17 protein-coding genes are annotated in these 16993 nt (G+C 31.6%); 4 read left to right on the forward strand and 13 right to left on the reverse strand.

Annotated elements, in window-relative coordinates; translation table 11 throughout:
* Positions 1-283: 283 nt before the first annotated feature.
* Positions 284-1564: a kynureninase gene (gene kynU, locus D1815_RS22090; protein WP_118389483.1), complete on the forward strand. Its 1281-nt coding sequence runs from the start codon at positions 284-286 to the stop codon at positions 1562-1564.
* A gap of 10 nt (positions 1565-1574) precedes the next feature.
* Here kynU and D1815_RS22095 read toward each other — a convergent pair whose 3' ends face one another.
* The gene (locus D1815_RS22095) at positions 1575-2426 is read right to left on the reverse strand and encodes an AraC family transcriptional regulator (RefSeq protein ID WP_118389485.1); all 852 of its coding nucleotides are present in this window, start codon (positions 2424-2426) and stop codon (positions 1575-1577) included.
* Positions 2427-2563: 137 nt separating this feature from the next.
* Between D1815_RS22095 and D1815_RS22100 the strand changes: the two genes are divergently transcribed.
* Positions 2564-3727, forward strand: coding sequence for an MFS transporter (locus D1815_RS22100; RefSeq protein ID WP_027393702.1), 1164 nt, complete (start codon positions 2564-2566; stop codon positions 3725-3727).
* 15 nt (positions 3728-3742) lie between these two features.
* Here the strand turns inward: D1815_RS22100 and D1815_RS22105 are convergent, their stop codons facing one another.
* The 9 genes from D1815_RS22105 to D1815_RS22145 form a co-directional block, all read right to left on the reverse strand.
* A complete protein-coding gene (locus tag D1815_RS22105) occupies positions 3743-4456 on the reverse strand; it encodes a hypothetical protein (protein ID WP_118389487.1) in 714 nt (237 codons plus the stop codon).
* Positions 4457-4583: 127 nt separating this feature from the next.
* Positions 4584-4952, reverse strand: a complete 369-nt coding sequence (locus D1815_RS22110) for a cupredoxin domain-containing protein (protein WP_027393704.1) — start codon at positions 4950-4952, stop codon at positions 4584-4586.
* Positions 4953-5071: 119 nt separating this feature from the next.
* Complete coding sequence (locus D1815_RS22115; protein ID WP_027393705.1) at positions 5072-5620, reverse strand: carboxymuconolactone decarboxylase family protein; 549 nt, start codon at positions 5618-5620, stop codon at positions 5072-5074.
* Between the two features lie 466 nt (positions 5621-6086).
* Positions 6087-6458 (reverse strand): DoxX family membrane protein, encoded by a 372-nt coding sequence (locus D1815_RS22120; RefSeq protein WP_118389489.1) that lies wholly within the window; start codon positions 6456-6458, stop codon positions 6087-6089.
* 28 nt (positions 6459-6486) lie between these two features.
* The gene (locus tag D1815_RS22125; RefSeq protein ID WP_118389491.1) at positions 6487-6960 is read right to left on the reverse strand and encodes a hypothetical protein; all 474 of its coding nucleotides are present in this window, start codon (positions 6958-6960) and stop codon (positions 6487-6489) included.
* A 392-nt stretch (positions 6961-7352) separates the two neighbouring features.
* A complete protein-coding gene (locus D1815_RS22130; protein WP_118389493.1) occupies positions 7353-7634 on the reverse strand; it encodes a UBP-type zinc finger domain-containing protein in 282 nt (93 codons plus the stop codon).
* A gap of 1 nt (position 7635) precedes the next feature.
* A complete protein-coding gene (locus D1815_RS22135) occupies positions 7636-9300 on the reverse strand; it encodes a response regulator (RefSeq protein ID WP_027393709.1) in 1665 nt (554 codons plus the stop codon).
* A 22-nt stretch (positions 9301-9322) separates the two neighbouring features.
* Positions 9323-10159 (reverse strand): aldo/keto reductase, encoded by an 837-nt coding sequence (locus D1815_RS22140; protein WP_118390091.1) that lies wholly within the window; start codon positions 10157-10159, stop codon positions 9323-9325.
* An 8-nt stretch (positions 10160-10167) separates the two neighbouring features.
* Positions 10168-11556, reverse strand: coding sequence for an ATP-binding protein (locus tag D1815_RS22145; RefSeq protein ID WP_118390093.1), 1389 nt, complete (start codon positions 11554-11556; stop codon positions 10168-10170).
* 190 nt (positions 11557-11746) lie between these two features.
* Here D1815_RS22145 and D1815_RS22150 point away from each other — a divergent pair, with 190 nt between their 5' ends.
* The gene (locus D1815_RS22150) at positions 11747-12547 is read left to right on the forward strand and encodes a bifunctional 2-polyprenyl-6-hydroxyphenol methylase/3-demethylubiquinol 3-O-methyltransferase UbiG (protein ID WP_118389496.1); all 801 of its coding nucleotides are present in this window, start codon (positions 11747-11749) and stop codon (positions 12545-12547) included.
* Between the two features lie 154 nt (positions 12548-12701).
* Positions 12702-14060: an NAD(P)/FAD-dependent oxidoreductase gene (locus D1815_RS22155; RefSeq protein WP_118389498.1), complete on the forward strand. Its 1359-nt coding sequence runs from the start codon at positions 12702-12704 to the stop codon at positions 14058-14060.
* Positions 14061-14068: 8 nt separating this feature from the next.
* Here the strand turns inward: D1815_RS22155 and D1815_RS22160 are convergent, their stop codons facing one another.
* The 3 genes from D1815_RS22160 to D1815_RS22170 form a co-directional block, all read right to left on the reverse strand.
* The gene (locus D1815_RS22160; protein WP_118389500.1) at positions 14069-15433 is read right to left on the reverse strand and encodes an aldehyde dehydrogenase; all 1365 of its coding nucleotides are present in this window, start codon (positions 15431-15433) and stop codon (positions 14069-14071) included.
* 30 nt (positions 15434-15463) lie between these two features.
* The gene (locus D1815_RS22165; RefSeq protein WP_027393715.1) at positions 15464-16405 is read right to left on the reverse strand and encodes a sterol desaturase family protein; all 942 of its coding nucleotides are present in this window, start codon (positions 16403-16405) and stop codon (positions 15464-15466) included.
* Between the two features lie 147 nt (positions 16406-16552).
* Positions 16553-16975, reverse strand: coding sequence for a VOC family protein (locus tag D1815_RS22170; protein ID WP_118389502.1), 423 nt, complete (start codon positions 16973-16975; stop codon positions 16553-16555).
* Between the last annotated feature and the right edge of the window lie 18 nt (positions 16976-16993).

Genomic DNA, 16993 nt, shown 5'->3' on the forward strand with positions numbered 1-16993 from the left:
GTGCAATGCCCACCGTTTACATTTTCCTGAACTTTCTTACCAATTTCTTGTACACCGTCTAATTTTTTAATTCTTTCATTAAAATATGAGTTAAAGAGATATTGTATGTTCGAACATTTAAAGATACTCGGGATTTATGTCTTTTTTTATACAATTTTTACGACGAATTTGTTTTGAGCTATGAAAGTAATTATACGCGGTAATTTCCCCAATATTTTTAACAGCATTTTAAAACATTATATAATCTCATTTCTAATCTGTATTTTTGAATCAAAATTCAAAAATGCAATTTGAAAACAGTAAAGAATTTGCTCAAAAGTTAGATCAACAAGATCCTTTAAGCTCTTATAGAGATCAATTTCTTTTTCCTAAAGTTAATGGGAAAGAGGTCATATATTTTACAGGAAATTCTTTAGGACTTCAACCTAAAAACACAAAGAAGTATGTCGATGAAGTAATGAAAGACTGGGCAGAACTTGCTGTTGAAGGACATTTTTATGCAGATATGCCTTGGTGGGACTATCACGAACGTTTAGCCAAACCCCTAAGTAGAATAGTTGGAGCTAATCCCTCTGAGATTACAGTTATGAATACCTTAACAGTAAATCTTCATTTACTAATGGTTTCATTTTACCGACCTCAAGAGAAACGATATAAGATTATATGCGAGGAAAAGGCATTTCCTAGTGATCAATATATGTTACATAGTCAGGTTAGATTTCATGGATATGATCCAAAGGATGCTATTGTAGAAATTAAGAAACGTCCTGGAGAACATAATTTTAGGATAGAAGATATTTTATCTACTATTAAATCAGTAGGAGAGGAGTGTGCTTTGATTTTAATCGGTGGTGTTAATTATTATACAGGTCAGGTTTTTGATATGAAAACTATTACTAAAGCAGGTCATGATATCGGAGCTTTTGTTGGGTGGGATCTTGCACATGGCGCGGGTAATATTGAATTAAAATTACATGACTGGGATGTGGATTTTGCATCTTGGTGCAGTTATAAGTATATGAATAGTGGTCCAGGAAATGCTTCTGGCTGCTTTGTACATGAACGATTTCATGACAGAAAAGATATTCCACGGTTCGAAGGTTGGTGGGGAACTAAAAAAGAGTCTAGATTTTTGATGGAACCAGAGTTCGAACCCATGCCTAATGCAGATGCTTGGCAATTGAGTAACGCACCAATTTTATCATTAGCGCCGTATTTGGCTTCACTAGAATTATTTGAAAAAGTTGGGATGGAAGCACTTATTGAAAAGCGAAATCTCATTGTTGCTTATTTAGAATTTGTGTTGAAATCAATTGATTTAGAAGTAGAAAGTACTTTCGAAATAATAACTCCTTCGAGTCAAGAAGAAAGAGGGACACAACTCTCTGTATTTCTTCATGGAGAAGGAAGAAAGTTGTTTGATTATTTAATGAAAAATGGAGTAATTACAGATTGGAGAGAACCAAATGTAATTAGACTAGCTCCAGCACCTTTTTATTGTTCTTATGAGGATATGTACGAGTTTGGTCAAATTCTTAAGAAAGGGGTATTGCAAAAAGTATAAATTGAGTCCCTTATTTTAATGCCTTAATATATGCGGAAGGTGAAAGGCCGGTTTGTTTTTTAAAGAGTTTGCAGAAATAAGAAGGATCATTAAACCCACATTGGTATAACACTTCTGAGATAGACATATTGTTGCTATTATAGAAAAGTTCTTGCGCTTTCTTAATTCTAAATTCATTTAAAAAACTAATAAAATTCTTTCCTGTAGAGGATTTAAAAATTCTGCAAAATGAATTTGTAGTCAACCCTAATTCTTTAGCCAAAGTTTCTGATTTGATTTTTTTAGCGTAGTTTTTATTTACATATTCAAAAACTTTTGATATTCTGGGTAAAGAAGTTTTGTCAATTTCTAGATGATTTGTTTTTATAATTGATCTATAATTCTTAGAAATAGAAAGTCGATATAGAATATTAATAAAGTTTAATAGCTTTTCGATATTGTTTTGATTAGAAAGTCTTAAAAAAGACGCAGATAATTCATCTTTAATTTTCTGAGAAAAGATGCAACCTTTAGGAGATTTCTTTATGAAATCTAAAATTATCGAAAACTCCGGAAAATGATGTAATTTTTCTTCAATAAAATCTTCATTAAATTGAATTACTACCTCTACATTGTCTCTAAAATCCTTATTACCAAAAGGCATATGTGGCATATTGGGGCTAAGAAAAATGAGTAATCCATCTTGATAGTTTTCAAGATGGGATTCTACCTGAATAATACCACTTCCATTTTTAATAAAAACAATTTCGTATTCAGGATGTAAATGCCAGTTTATTTCGTGACAAAGTGAATCCTTAGTATAACTTTCTATTTTTAAAGACTTGGATTGTTCCAGATAAATTTGCTCATAGGATGGCTTCATATAACAAAATTATCATAATTAAACAGATAATTACTATTTATAGAATAAATTGACTTATTGTTAGAATACTTTGTTTTACCTTAGATTTATTTTTGTAGTTAATTTTGATATGATATTAATTGTTTAAACTACACGAATTGAATTCTTTATATCTTATTCTTACTAAATTACGATATTTTGGGCCTGCTTGGGTTTTTGCTTCGCTTAATATAATGACAGGTACTTGGGTGTTGTATATACCTAAAATTAGAGCTAAGTTGCTAATTGATGATGCGCAACTGGGAATAGCACTTTTTTGTTTCGCTTTAGGTACGCTGGCAATGATACCTTTATCATCTTTTATTATTGGAAAATTTGGTGTAGGAAAGACCACAATTATTGGGATTTCAATTTTTTCTCTACTTTTTTTAATGCCAATTGTTGCTCCAAGTTATTTGGTATTGTGTGTTGTGTTATTCGTTGTAGGGTTATTTGCTTGCTTAACCGATATTGCAATGAATGCATTGGTATCTGAAATAGAACAGGAAGATGATGTACATATTATGTCTGCTTCTCATGGTTTTTTTAGTTTAGGAGGTGTTATTGGAGCAGGTATTGGTGGTTTTTTGATTACTTATTTTGAGGTTCCATTATTACATATGTTGTATGCCGCAATATTTGTGATTTTAACCAACTTTTTAGTATGTAAACAATATATAACCATAAAGGGAGAAAAAGAAGAATCTTCTAATAAACGGTTGGATTTAGAACTTATCAAACCTTTATTAGGACTTACAATTATTGCATTTTTAATTATGGGTAGCGAAGGAGCAATAGAGCATTGGAGTAAACTCTATATGCAGGATGTGGTAAAAATATCTTCGGAGAAGATTTCTGGATTTGGTTTTGTTGCTTTTTCTTTAATGATGACCCTAGGTCGTTTTTTTGGTGATGCTGTGAGTAAACATTTTGGGTCTTTTGCAATAATTATAGGAGGATCTTTGATCAGTGCGCTTGGTTTTTTAGCTGTATTAAGTATTTCATTGGTTCTAACAATAACTGGTTTTGGATTAATCGGCTTAGGTTTCTCTGTGATTATTCCTGAGTTATTTAGGTTAGCTGGTAAGACCAAAGGCGTTTCTTCTGCGAAAGGAATTTCTTTCGTTGCAGGATTTGGTTATCTCGGTTTTTTGATAAGTCCTCCATTTCTTGGTTTTTTGTCCAAAATAGAAAGCCTAAAGCTTAGTTTTACGGCCTTGTTGATAGCAACATTAATTGCATTAATTGTTACATTTTTTATTTCAAAAAGAGCTATTAAATAATATATTCTTCTAGTATTATTCTGTAATTACTTTTATGCCAGTAAAATGAAGTTTCCAACTACCTTCGTTCCGATTGCGAGTTTTTGAAATTTTGATTCCATTAAAATCATCATAATCTTCCCATGATGTTATTAAGGAAGCTTCTTTTTTGTTCTTTTCACGAAATGCCCATTCTTTTACTTTAAAATCACCTTCAAAATAAAAATCGTATGCATCTCCTGGAGTATACCCACCTTCATTTTTATAAATAATGGTAAGTTTTTGCATTTCTTTAGAACTTATAGGAGCAATCGCTTTTAGTTCATGTGCTGATGAGAAACTATTTTCATCCCATACTAAGTTAAACGGAGCTAGTAACCAATACTTATCATTAATAAAGCTTTGATCAGCTTTTAATGTAGTACTATCTATTTTAGTTCTGTTATAGGTAATTGTATCTTTGGAAGTAATCATTGTAACCTCATCTTTTTTTGGTTTCCAATTCCAAGAACGTTCATAATGACTACTATCTCTATCAACGTTAAAGGTGAATTTTATTTCTTTAACTTTTTCCCAGTTTTTAAAGCCATTCGCATTGGCAATCGCTTCAGCCGTAGTTGGTATTTTATGCAGAACTGTTTCGGTTTCCTTTAATTCAACATCCTCTTCGTATTGATATTCTTTTTTAGTTTCTTGCTTGCAAGCAATTACTAACATAGAAAGTAGGAATACGCTAATTACATTTTTCATCTTGACTGAGTTTTTCGCTAAAATAAAAAAACAAAATTCGTGATGAATTGAATTAACATCGTTTTAGGTATTAATAAAAAAAGCTCCCTGTTATGGAAGCTTTTTTTATTTGTTCTTGTATGTACAATTACTTTACAATCAACTTGTATTGTGGTGTCTTATTTAAAGGGCAGAAATAGTTATATTCTCCTTTTTTTAATGTTACAGTTTTAGAACTTTCAGTTTTCCCTTCAGCTACAACCTTAGTTACATACGCTGATTGAATATGATTTTTAGGATCTGAAGCATCTTTACCAGCAGGGACTAATACGAATCCAACATCAGTTCCAGAATTGTTGTTAGATATATTGAAAACGTAACTACCTTCTGATAATGTTACTTGTTTCTGAGTAAATTCTCCTTTTGTTTGTTCTAAAGAAACCGTTTTAACTTCTTGAGCAGATGTACTTAATGTAATTGCGAAAATAAATGTAAATAATGTGATTAACTTTTTCATGATTTTTAATATTTATGATTATTGTTGAAAATTATTTTTAATTTTTCTGAGGAGAAACATGTTTTATAGTGTTATTTCTCCTCAGAACTCTTGAATGTATTTATTGGTGGTTGAGTGATTTATACTGTAGTAGTTTCTAGTGGTTGTGCTACAGGAAAATCAACAGGGACTTGAGTAGTACTATGGATATAGTTCGAAATAGTTTTGTCTCCTACTAATACAATGGTATCTACTAGATTTCCTTTGTCATATCCTGCAGCAAAGAAATTATCTACTACATCCTGATCTGTACGTCCTCTATTTTCTGTAATATTCTTAGCAAGTTTTGCCAATGCATCTAATTTACTGTCAAAAGATGCGTGCCCTGCTCTTAACTCTAATATTTGCTCATCAGTAAATCCATTCATTTTTCCAATTGCTGTATGTGCTGATAAACAATAAATACAATTGTTTACTTGACTAACTGCAAGATTAACAACTTCTTTTTCTTTAGCTTTTAAAGATGTTTTTGCGTTAGATAGAGTTAAGTAATTTTCTAATGCAGTTTCACTGTGTGCATAAGTTGCATATAAGTTAGGTACAAAACCTAATGCGCTGTTAAGATTGTCAAAAATCCCTTGATTTGTTGCATTTACTTCTTCTCTTGTAGGTACATTAAATGTTGCCATGATTTTATGTTTTTAGTATCCTGAATTTATTTTTCAGAATGAGTTTATATTTAATTTTAATTGTCTTTTAATTTGACAGGACAAAGATGCGATGGGATTAAGGACTTTAGAATGGCCGTTTTTCCCGACTACTTGTCAATTTTTCCCTTAGCTTATTTTCGAGTGCTTATAAAAGGTCTTTCTACATCACAATAAAAATCGTGGTGACTTCTTTGATCACAGTGCGCTTTGGCATTTAGAGTGTTTACAATTTTTCTTTTTCCCTGACGGAAAATCTCTATTAAATTGAATATGGATTTATTATTAGTTATCATTTTTATAGTGTTTTAAATTAACAGTACAAAGATGAGGCTCTAATGAAGGTTTTAGAATGGTTGTTTTTCCCTACTACTTGTCAATTTTTCCCGAAATAAAAAAACCTCCAATTAAGGAGGTTTATAGAAAGTATAATATGATATGTTTTATTCTAAAAAAACTTTACTTCTTTTCGTTTCATCCATAGAATAATGCCACTTAGAACAAAAGTTAGTAATGCAGTGATAAAAAGAACACCTCCATCATTATTAATTTCAACTCCAAGTTTTGTAATATGCATAAAAATGGCACCGCCGATAACTCCAAGGGTTATTGTAGCACCTATCCAAACTGTTTTGGGGATTAATAATAAAACTCCTGCAATAAGTTCTACAATCCCTGTAGCTATTCTTCCATATGGCTCTAGGCCAACTTTAGAGAAAATATAAATACTATCAGGATGTCCAGTAAACTTAAATCTAAGGGTTTGTATAAGAATAATAGCAACAATTATTCTTAATACCAGGGGTAAGGCATTTTTCATTTTAATATGTTAGAGTTTGTGTTAGTTACTATAGAACACTGGGTAATGCGTCTATTCTTCCATTAAAGGTATTCTTTCTAGAAATAAAATACAATTCCTCAAGGTTGTTATCATTAGCAAATTGATTGGATAATTGAGGTAAATTGTTCATCAAGAAAGCCTGAAATGCTTCGGGACTCTTACTTCTATTAGCTGCTTTTCGTATGATTTTCAGATAAGAAGAAGTGATTAACTCTACATTGTTTTTATTAGAAGAAAAAGATAAAGAGGTGTTTTCTCCCTTAGAATTTTTTATTTCTTTTTTAAATTTAATTTCATTGAGAGCAATTAAATTTTCGTTGTAATTGCTAAAAGTGTTTTTATAAACTACTTCTTTAGTATTTTTAAGGTATACTGTTTCTAATTGAGTTTTATATGTTTTTTCTTGTGTGTGACCTGAAAAAGATATAGCGAAGAAAAATAATGTTATAACTATTGATATGTGATTGCGTAAAGTCTTCATAATGAAATGTTTTTTACACGAAATAAATTCCGTATTTAATATACTACAAAGTTGGGGCAAAAACATATAGATTAAAAGGTAATTTTTTCCTTAATTATTGTCAATATTACCATTTGTTATATTGAATAAATTAAAAAGAAATAAAAGAACTTTTAAATATATATGGAATTAGTCGTAATTGATTTTGTAAAATTACAAATCAGTGTTTTTAAAAAAAGCAACTATCTATAAATTAGATTGATAATAAAAAAAACAATAATTTAGAAACTGATTGTAATTTTATACAAATTTAGTAATTACCTAGGATAAAATATGTTATAGAAAATCTAATTATTTTGAATGTATTTTTGCAATGTCGATGAAATAAATATACCTGAATTGGTTTATAAATTTTAGAATTGAATAAAAGATTTGTGTTCATAACACCAAGCCCAATTTTCATTAGGCTCGGCAGAAATTATTACTGGGTGTTCATGTTTTTTAAAATGTTCACTAGCATGTTTATTAGGAGAGGAATCACAACATAAAGTAATACCACATTCCTGACAGGTTCTTAGGTGTACCCAGTTATCCCCATTCTGTACACAAATAGCGCATTCATAAGTATCATTTTTTTTGATATTTTGTAGGTCAAAACTTTTTAAATGGTCACAAATTTTTGTTTTAAATCCCATATTACATCTCAGCTAAATATTCGTGAACAAATTTTATTGCCATAGCACCTTCTCCTACAGCAGATGCTACTCTATTCATAGCGCCAGCTCGGACATCACCCGAGGCAAAAATACCAGGACTACAAGTTTCTAATAAGAAGGGTTCTCGATCTTTTTTCCAAACCTTTTTAAAGTCATCATATCGACTTAGGTCACGACCAGTTTCAATAAAACCTCTTTCGTTTTTAATTATGTCTAATTCAATCCAATCTGTATAGGGTTTAGCACCGATAAAAATAAACAAAGCATCTGCATCGACAATTTTGGATTCCCCATTAGTACTATTGCTTATTTCTAAAGAAGTAAGTCTGTCATTTTCTCCCAATGCTTTTGTGACATTTGTATGGCCTAGCAATGTGATATTATCAATAGCATCAATTTGATCAATAAGATAACTGGACATGCTACTTGTAAGATCTTTTTTTCGAACCGTAATGTAAACGTTTTTAGCAAATTTAGAGAGGTAAACAGCAGACTGACCGGCAGAATTACCACCTCCTACAATATATACTTCTTTATTAGAACAAGCTTGAGCTTCTGTCATAGATGAACCATAATAAATACCAGCTCCTGTATAATTCTCTATCCCATCAGCCTCTAGTTTTCTATAATTGACACCTGTAGTGATAACTACACTCTTGGTGCTAATACATTCTCCATTAGCTAGTGATATACTTTTGTACCCATCTTTTTCAGTTATAGAGGTAACTTCTTGAGGAGATAAAAATTCTATCCCAAATCGTTTGGCTTGTGTAATAGCCCTATGAGTTAGTTCTTGACCACTTAATCCATTAGGAAACCCTAAGTAATTTTCGATTCTAGAGCTAGTTCCTGCTTGACCACCAGGTGCATGTTTTTCAATTAATAATGTTTTTAAACCTTCTGAACCTCCATAAACCGCAGCGGCTAAACCAGATGGACCAGCACCAATAATTGCTACATCATATAAATTGTCTTTAGGATGTGGGTTCAAACCAAGCGCAGTAGCAAGTTCAATAATATCTGGATTCTTATAGCAACTTCCGTCTTGTAGCGAAATTACTGGAAAATCTTTTGCCGTAAGACCATGAAGTTCAATAATTTCCTTAGCCCTATCACTAGTTTCCACGTCTAACCATTGAAACGGAAATAGGTTTCCCGATAAAAAATCTTTTATATCATGAGACTTTGGAGAGTATTGATAACCAATCACTTTTATTCCATCAAATTCTGGTTGAAAGTTAACTAACCAAGTATCTAACAAATCATTTAAAGTAGGAAACAATTTTTCTTCTGGTGGACTCCAAGGTTTTGTCAGATAATAATCTAATTGTACATCGTTAATAGCTTTAATAGCTGCTTCCGTATCTGAATATGCAGTTAAGAGTACTTTTTTAGCATTAGGAAATAGTTTTTTTGCTTGTTGTAAGAATTCTACTCCCAGCATTTCTGGCATTCTTTGATCTACTAGAAATAATGCGATAACTTCATTTTTTTTCTTTAAATCTGCCAAAGCTTCTAGAGCATCGTTGGCAGATTCAGTGCTCATAATACGATATTCTTTGCGATATTCAGATTTTAAATCTCTAGTTACTGCACGTAATACTTGTGGATCGTCATCGAGTGCAAATATGATAGGTTTTTTCATCGTTTCTATAAGTTAAAGCAGACTAAAAATTGAAATTATCAGGGTCCGGTCCTAATCGATGATGTTTATCTAAAGAGTCAATATAATTGATATCTTCTTTAGAAAGTTCAAAATCAAAAAGATTAGCGTTGTCAATAATTCGGTGTTTTTTAGAGGATTTAGGGATAGTAATTACTCCCTTTTGTAAATTCCATCTCAAAACAATCTGTGCGGCTGTCTTATTATATTTTTCAGAAAGACTGTCCAATATAGATAATTCAAAAATTTTTCCTTGCATCATTGGTGACCAGGCTTCGTATTGTATGTGATGTTTGTTGCAAAAATCAATCAAATCTTGTTGAACAAGATAGGGATGAAACTCCATTTGATTAACCATTGGTTTAATTTCGGATGTTTCCATGAGATTTTCTAGATGATGTTCTAAAAAATTACTTACTCCAATGGCTTTTATGACTCCGTCTTTATATAATTTTTCTAATGCTTTCCAGGTTTCGATATATTTTCCTTCTACAGGCCAGTGAATAAGATATAAATCCAAGTAGTTTAATTGCAGTCGTTGTAAACTTTTTTCAAATGCTTTAAGAGTAGATTCATAGCCTTGATCAGCATTCCATACCTTACTTACTACAAAAATTTCATCTCTAGGAACACTGCTATTAAGTATTGCTGTTCCAACTCCTTCTTCATTTTTATAAATACTTGCTGTATCTATATGGCGATACCCTTCTTCTAATGCCCATTGTACTGCGTCAATTACTTCTTTATCATTGTCGGATAAATATACACCGAGACCAAAGTAAGGCATTTCAATTCCATTATGTAATCTGAATGTTCCTTTTATATCTGTTATTTTTTTCATAAGTGTAATTAGGTAATAGGTAAGCAAACAGTAAAGATTGTTTCTCCTTTTTTAGATTTTACTGTAATATCACCTTGGTGTTGATTAATAATTCTTTGTACCACTTCTAATCCCATACCTGTTCCTTCTCCAATAGCTTTTGTGGTAAAAAATGGGTCAAAGATGTTTGTGAGATTTTCTTCGGTAATTCCTTTTCCGTTATCAATAATTTCAGTTTTTAAGAAATCTTGTTCTTTATACGTCTTAATTTTTAATATTCCAGAGTGATCCATTGCATCAATAGCATTATCAATTAAATTGGTCCATACTTGATTTATCTCACTCACAAAAATTTTGATTTTAGGAAGATCATCGTTAAAATCTTTTTCTAAGGATATATTTTTCTTTTTAAGCTTATGATTAAGCATAACCAGCGTACTTTTAATTCCTATATGAATATTTGTAGCTATTTTTTCAGGTGCACGATCCATATGTGTATAGCTTTTAATAGAATGCACCAAACTAGAAATTCTATTAGAAGCTTCATCAATTTCGTCGACCATTTTTTCTGTGGTTAATACATTTTCTATCCATTCAATCGCATTAGAAAAGTTTTTTTGACCTGTAGTTTTATAAATACCCTCCATAGCTTCTACATCCATGCAAAAATCTAATAAAGTCTCCGTCAATTCATATGCGTTATCTACTCCGTGATCTTCTAGCCATTCTTCTAATTCATCCTCCTTTTCATTGCGCTCTATTAGTTTCATATTATTTTCTGGACGATTTTGCAACTTATCAAAAAGCACTTTGTTAATGCTATCAATTTCTTGTTCTTCCATTCTGATTGAAACTACTCTCTTAAATTTCTCAGGAACATTACCAAGATGTTCCTTAAGCGCTTTAGCACTTCTTTCCATTGCAGATGCCGGGTTATTAAGCTCGTGTGCCAATCCTGCGGATAGCTTGCCTAAAGACATCATTTTTTCTGCTTGGACATTGTCTTTGGTAAATTCTCTAACTCTTGATGTCATTTTATGCACTAAGGATTCTGTAAGCTCATAATGATTAGAGATCATTTCTTTAAAAAAAGATTTTTCAAGTATTAAGACCTGACTTTTTTCAATCACTTCTCCAAAACCAAGAGCAGAACTTGCTCTAGAAAAAGGAAGCAAACCACCAATTTGATTTATGTTTAATAGTGCTACATGTTTATAGTTACCGTTTTGTTGAACTTTGATTTCAATTTTCCCCTCTAATACAATAAATAATTTATCTATTGGATCTCCTCTCTGAAATAAGAAAGAGCCCTTATCTAAAAATTGGACATAAGATTTATCGATTAACCACTGTAATTGATTATCTGGAACTTGGGTAAACTCTTGAACTTGTTGAAGATTTTCTAGACTAAGTTTCATTAGTTTAAATTTAGGTAATAAAATACCTCTTTCCAATACCTTTTGATGGAACAACTCTTAAGGTTTTTATAAAGTTTATATCACATTTAATAGATAAGTGTCTCTTTGAATTTTCTTTAAAGAAGAGTTTAGGTTTAGAAATGGTAGTAATGAGATTTATTATATTTAGGAATTATTAAATAGTAAGGGTATGTCTAATGATTTGCAAAAGTATTTTGAAATAAATAAAAGTACTTGGGATAAAAAAGTTGAAGTTCATGCATCTAGTGATTTTTATGATTTAGAATCTTTTAAAAAAGGAGAGAGTTCTTTAAAGAAATATGAATTAGAAGCTTTAGGAGATGTTTCCGAAAAATCATTATTGCATTTACAATGTCATTTTGGTCAGGATACATTAAGTTGGAGTAGGAAAGGAGCTAAGTGCACTGGAGTTGATCTTTCAGAAAAAGGTATAGAATTAGCAAAACAATTAAATAGTGAATTAAAATTAGATGCTGATTTTGTTTGCTGTAATGTCCTAGATACTTCTAATTATATAAAGAAACAGTTTGATATTGTTTATACAAGTTATGGTGTTATAGGATGGTTACCGGATTTAAAACCTTGGGGCAGAATGATAGCAGAACGTCTAAAATTAGGAGGTACTTTTTATATGGTAGAGTTTCACCCTATAGTTTGGATGTTTGACTATCTAGAAGAAACACCAAGAATAAAATATGGATATCATCAAAAAGAAGCTATCTATGAAGAGTATGAAGGTACGTATGCGGATAATAATTCTAAGATGATAAGTAAAGAGTATGGTTGGAATCATGGGCTGGGCGAAGTAATTTCATCCTTATCTGAAGCAGGATTAACAATAGAATATTTGAGAGAATATGATGAATCTCCTTATAATGTTTTTCCGGATTTGATAAAGAATAAAAATGGCATGTTTGAGAGTTCGGATAAATTATTTCCATTACTATTTGCGATTAAAGCTTTTAAGTAACAATTCTTTGATAATTTTTTTACATTTGTTGAAGGTTTTAATGTTTGCATAAGCTTCAGGATTTATGGAGCTAGTTTGTCAAGGACATTAGGACTCGGATCTTAATGATGTAGTTCCTTTTCATACTTTGGCAAACTAGAATTACTAAAAAAGTATGCAAGCAAAAAATATCGCTATCGTAGGAAGTGGCTTAGCAGGTTCACTGTTAGCAATTTATTTAAAGAAACGTAATCATCAGGTTACAGTATTCGATAGAAGACCAGATATTCGAAAAGTAGAATTTAGCGGTCGTTCCATCAATCTTGCGATGTCTGTTCGAGGTTGGAAAGCATTAGATAAAGTTGGGATTGGAGAAGAGATTAGGAAGCTAGCTATTCCGATGGACAAAAGAGCGATGCACGTTAATGGTCAACCAGAATATCATCAATATTATGGAAAAGAAGGAGAAGCTATATATTCTATTTCTAGAGGAGTATTGAATCGAAAAATGATTAGTCTAGCCGAAGAATCCGGAGTTGTATTTAGGTTTAATGAAAAAGTCTGGGATGTCAATTTGCCAGAGGCAAAGATATATACAGGAGAAACTGAAAAAGGTGAGTGGAAGGAGTATCAGTATGATATGATTTTTGGTTGTGATGGAGCTTTTTCTAGAGTGCGTCATAAAATGCAAAGGAGAAGTAGATTTGATTATTCTCAGGATTTTCTTGATGCTGGATATAAGGAACTGGGTATTCCTGCTAATGAAGATGGTACTCATAAATTAGATAAGAATTCACTTCATATTTGGCCAAGAGGTAAGTTTATGTTGATTGCATTACCAAATTTAGATGGAAGTTTTACTTGTACATTATTTATGCCTCACGAAGGTGAAAATTCTTTTGAAAGTTTGACTAATGAGAATGATGTAGAAGAATTTTGGGAACGAAATTTTCCAGATACTATAGACTTAATGCCTACTTTACTCAAGGATTTTAAGAATAATCCGACCAGTGCATTAGTTACCATGAAATGTTATCCTTGGAGCTATTGGGATAAAGTAGCGTTGGTAGGAGATTCTGCTCATGCAATTGTGCCGTTTTACGGTCAAGGAATAAATGCTGGTTTCGAAGATATTTCCGTGCTAGATGATATTATTGAATTAGATAGAAGTGGTGATTGGCAAGAAATTTTTGAGAAATATCAAGAAACAAGAAAACCAAGTACTGATGCAATTGCAGAACTCTCATATCGTAATTTTATGGAAATGAGTAGTAAAACTGCAGACGCTAACTTTCTTTTGAGAAAGAAGATAGAAAAGCATTTTTCTGAAAAACATCCTGATAAATGGATTCCTCTATATACGAGAGTAACCTTTACACATAGACCTTATGCAGAAGCACTGAAAATAGGAGATCAACAAGCTGCTATTATGGATGAAATCATGCAAATAGAAGATATTGAAAACACTTGGGATAGTGATGAGGTGGAAAAGCGAATAATTGCTGGTCTAAATATGTATGAGATAATTAAATAAAGGTCGTGTTATCCGATAAGTCTTTTCAACCATTTTAACTTCGAGCTAGTATAGGGAGAATATTTTAGATTTAACTCAATCAAAAAGGATTTTTGTAAAATACTTTTGTAATGAGAAAATGCTACAAACCCTGCTTTACCGTGATAATTACCAATACCGCTATCACCAACACCACCAAAAGGTAGGTTTTGTTCCATAAAATGCATAACAGCATCATTTATCGCTCCTCCACCAAAAGAAATTTCGTTAAGAATTTTGTTTTTGACTGATTTATTTTTTGTAAAAATATAGCAGGATAAGGGTTTTGATAATGTTTTTATATCCGAGATAGCTTTTTCTATAGAGTCAAAAGATAAAACCGGCAGTATAGGACCAAAAATTTCTTCTTGCATTACTTTATCTGCAAAAGAAACTTCAGTAAGGATGGTTGGTGCTATAATTCTATTTTCTGCATCGCATTGACCTCCTAGGTATATTTTATCATTTTCGATAAGAGCTTGTAATCTCTCGAAGTTTTTTTGATTTATTATCTGAGTGTAATTTTGGTTTTCTACTTTATAATCTGCTTTTTCAATATGTTTTTTTATAGCAGATAAAAGCTTATCGTGTATCGTAGATTCTACCATTATATAATCAGGAGCAATACAGGTTTGACCAGTGTTCAGAAATTTAGCCCATACTAAACGTTTTGCTGTCATATCTATATTGACGTCTTTGGTGATAATAGCGGGACTTTTTCCTCCAAGTTCTAAGGTAACTGGCGTTAAATGTTTTGCAGCAGCTTGATAAACTATTTTGCCCACCGGTATGCTTCCAGTAAAAAATATTTTATCAAATTTAAATTTTAATAATTCAGTAGTTTCTTGTACACCTCCTTCTATAACTCTAAAGAATGATTCATTAAAATTTTGATTGATAATTTTAGCCATTATCGACGAAGAATGTGATGGAATTTCACTAGGCTTAAGAATAACTGTACATCCCGCAGCGATAGCCGCTATAGCAGGAACTAAGGATAATTGAAAAGGATAATTCCATGCACCCATTACTAAAACAGTTCCTAAAGGTTCAGGTATGACGTAACTTTTACCAGGAAGATTTGCTAATCCAGTGCCTACTTTTTTTCTTTTAGACCATTTTTTTATATTAACTATTGCAAGATCAATTTCGTGATAAATGATCGCTAGTTCTGTGGTGTAAGTTTCGTATTTTGATTTTTTAAAATCGTTATAAATAGCATTGTATAAGAGATCTTCATTTTTTTGTAAAACACTTTTTAGATGTTTTAATTCCTTTACTCTAAAAGATAAATCTTTAGTAGTATTGGTGTCAAAAAAAGTTTTTTGAGTATTTATGATTTCCTGATAGTTCATAATGACAAATATAACAAGGTTATAAAAGAATTATGATCCTGTGCTCATACGTTTCTTTAACTCTAGCTCTTTCTGCATTTGTTTTACGGTTAATGTACTTCCATCGTGACTCCATCCAGGAGGACCAAAAATATACATGAACTTATGATACCAATTTTTAGATTTTTTGGTGTCGTTCCAAATGTCTTTATACTCATGCGTTAAAATAACCCAAGGATTGTAAGAATTAGGCGCGTGAGTAACTCCATATTGTACTTCAATTTCGTCATCAAGTTCTTTCCAAGTTCCAAATATCTTGTCAAAAATATTTAAAAATCCTCCATGGTTTTTATCCATATACTCTACATTTTTGGCATGATGCACTTGATGCATTGTATGGGTGTTAAATATTTTTTCTATAAAACCCATTTTAGGAATGAAAACGGAGTGTAGTTGGAATTGCCATAAAGCTTCTATTCCCAAACAAACAATTACCATTTCTGGAGGAAATCCTACAATCGGCATCCACATGTAAAATAGTGGTTTGTATAAAAGAGTAAACCATCCATTACGAACTGCTGTTCCAAGATTAAAGTTATCTGACGAGTGGTGAACTATGTGAGCAGCCCATAAAGCTCTTATCATATGATTTTGTCTGTGAAACCAGTAATATGTAAAATCATCAGCTAATTGACATAATAGCCATACATACCAAGCATAGCTAAAAGATTCCCAACCCATGATATTGGTTCGTACACCATCAACTTCGGGATTAAATACATTGTACATATACGTAAACAAAACAACCGAAAAAACCGTTTTAAGAAAAGGACCTAAAAATGCTGATCCAAGTCCCATTGTGAAACTGGCAGATAAATCTTTCCAATTATAAAGGTTTTTATGTTCGTCGTGATTTTTGCTATACGTTAATTCTACTACAATAAGTACTAGAAATAAAGGTACACCATATTTTAAGGGCTGTATAAAATCCATTTTCTTTTTGTTGTATTCTAATTGGGGCAGAATATAATAAGAATTTGCAGTAAAAGTTTAACATTTTACTTTTTTAAGTAAAAAAAGTATGTTTTTAACGATTGTTTATTGAAATGAAGACGCGGTTCTTTTGAAATTCGGTGTATGTTATTTCGCGAAAATCTGAGATGGGTCTTTAAAAGACTTGAATTCTAGTGCATTTCCGCAAGGATCATAAAAAAACATGGTTGCTTGTTCTCCTACTTCTCCCTGAAACCTAATATAGGGCTCAATAACAAAATCTATTTTTTTATCAGATAACATTTGTGCAAAACTTTGCCAAGTATCCCATTCTAAAATTATTCCGAAATGCGGCACAGGAACTTCTTTACCATCTACGGTATTGTGATGATTATTTAATTCTGATTTTGGTTTGTAATGAATAACCAGTTGATGCCCAAAAAAATTAAAATCTACCCAGTGTTCACTGCTTCGCCCTTCTTTTAAATTAAGTGTTTTGTTGTAAAAATCGCGCGCAACTTCTAAATTATCTACTGGGATTGCAAGATGAAAGGGAGATAATGATTCCATAAGTTATTTACGTTGATT

It is taken from the genome of Aquimarina sp. AD1, from assembly GCF_003443695.1.
GTDB classification, from domain to species: Bacteria; Bacteroidota; Bacteroidia; order Flavobacteriales; family Flavobacteriaceae; genus Aquimarina; species Aquimarina latercula.

Bases quoted from the DNA above. Each gene is read 5' to 3' on its own strand.
- kynU (WP_118389483.1), top strand. From the start codon at position 284: ATGCAATTTGAAAACAGTAAAGAATTTGCTCAAAAGTTAGATCAACAA.
- D1815_RS22095 (WP_118389485.1), bottom strand. From the start codon at position 2,426: ATGAAGCCATCCTATGAGCAAATTTATCTGGAACAATCCAAGTCTTTA.
- D1815_RS22105 (WP_118389487.1), bottom strand. From the start codon at position 4,456: ATGAAAAATGTAATTAGCGTATTCCTACTTTCTATGTTAGTAATTGCT.
- D1815_RS22110 (WP_027393704.1), bottom strand. From the start codon at position 4,952: ATGAAAAAGTTAATCACATTATTTACATTTATTTTCGCAATTACATTA.
- D1815_RS22115 (WP_027393705.1), bottom strand. From the start codon at position 5,620: ATGGCAACATTTAATGTACCTACAAGAGAAGAAGTAAATGCAACAAAT.
- D1815_RS22120 (WP_118389489.1), bottom strand. From the start codon at position 6,458: ATGAAAAATGCCTTACCCCTGGTATTAAGAATAATTGTTGCTATTATT.
- D1815_RS22125 (WP_118389491.1), bottom strand. From the start codon at position 6,960: ATGAAGACTTTACGCAATCACATATCAATAGTTATAACATTATTTTTC.
- D1815_RS22130 (WP_118389493.1), bottom strand. From the start codon at position 7,634: ATGGGATTTAAAACAAAAATTTGTGACCATTTAAAAAGTTTTGACCTA.
- D1815_RS22135 (WP_027393709.1), bottom strand. From the start codon at position 9,300: ATGAAAAAACCTATCATATTTGCACTCGATGACGATCCACAAGTATTA.
- D1815_RS22140 (WP_118390091.1), bottom strand. From the start codon at position 10,159: ATGAAAAAAATAACAGATATAAAAGGAACATTCAGATTACATAATGGA.
- D1815_RS22145 (WP_118390093.1), bottom strand. From the start codon at position 11,556: ATGAAACTTAGTCTAGAAAATCTTCAACAAGTTCAAGAGTTTACCCAA.
- D1815_RS22150 (WP_118389496.1), top strand. From the start codon at position 11,747: ATGTCTAATGATTTGCAAAAGTATTTTGAAATAAATAAAAGTACTTGG.
- D1815_RS22155 (WP_118389498.1), top strand. From the start codon at position 12,702: ATGCAAGCAAAAAATATCGCTATCGTAGGAAGTGGCTTAGCAGGTTCA.
- D1815_RS22160 (WP_118389500.1), bottom strand. From the start codon at position 15,433: ATGAACTATCAGGAAATCATAAATACTCAAAAAACTTTTTTTGACACC.
- D1815_RS22165 (WP_027393715.1), bottom strand. From the start codon at position 16,405: ATGGATTTTATACAGCCCTTAAAATATGGTGTACCTTTATTTCTAGTA.
- D1815_RS22170 (WP_118389502.1), bottom strand. From the start codon at position 16,975: ATGGAATCATTATCTCCCTTTCATCTTGCAATCCCAGTAGATAATTTA.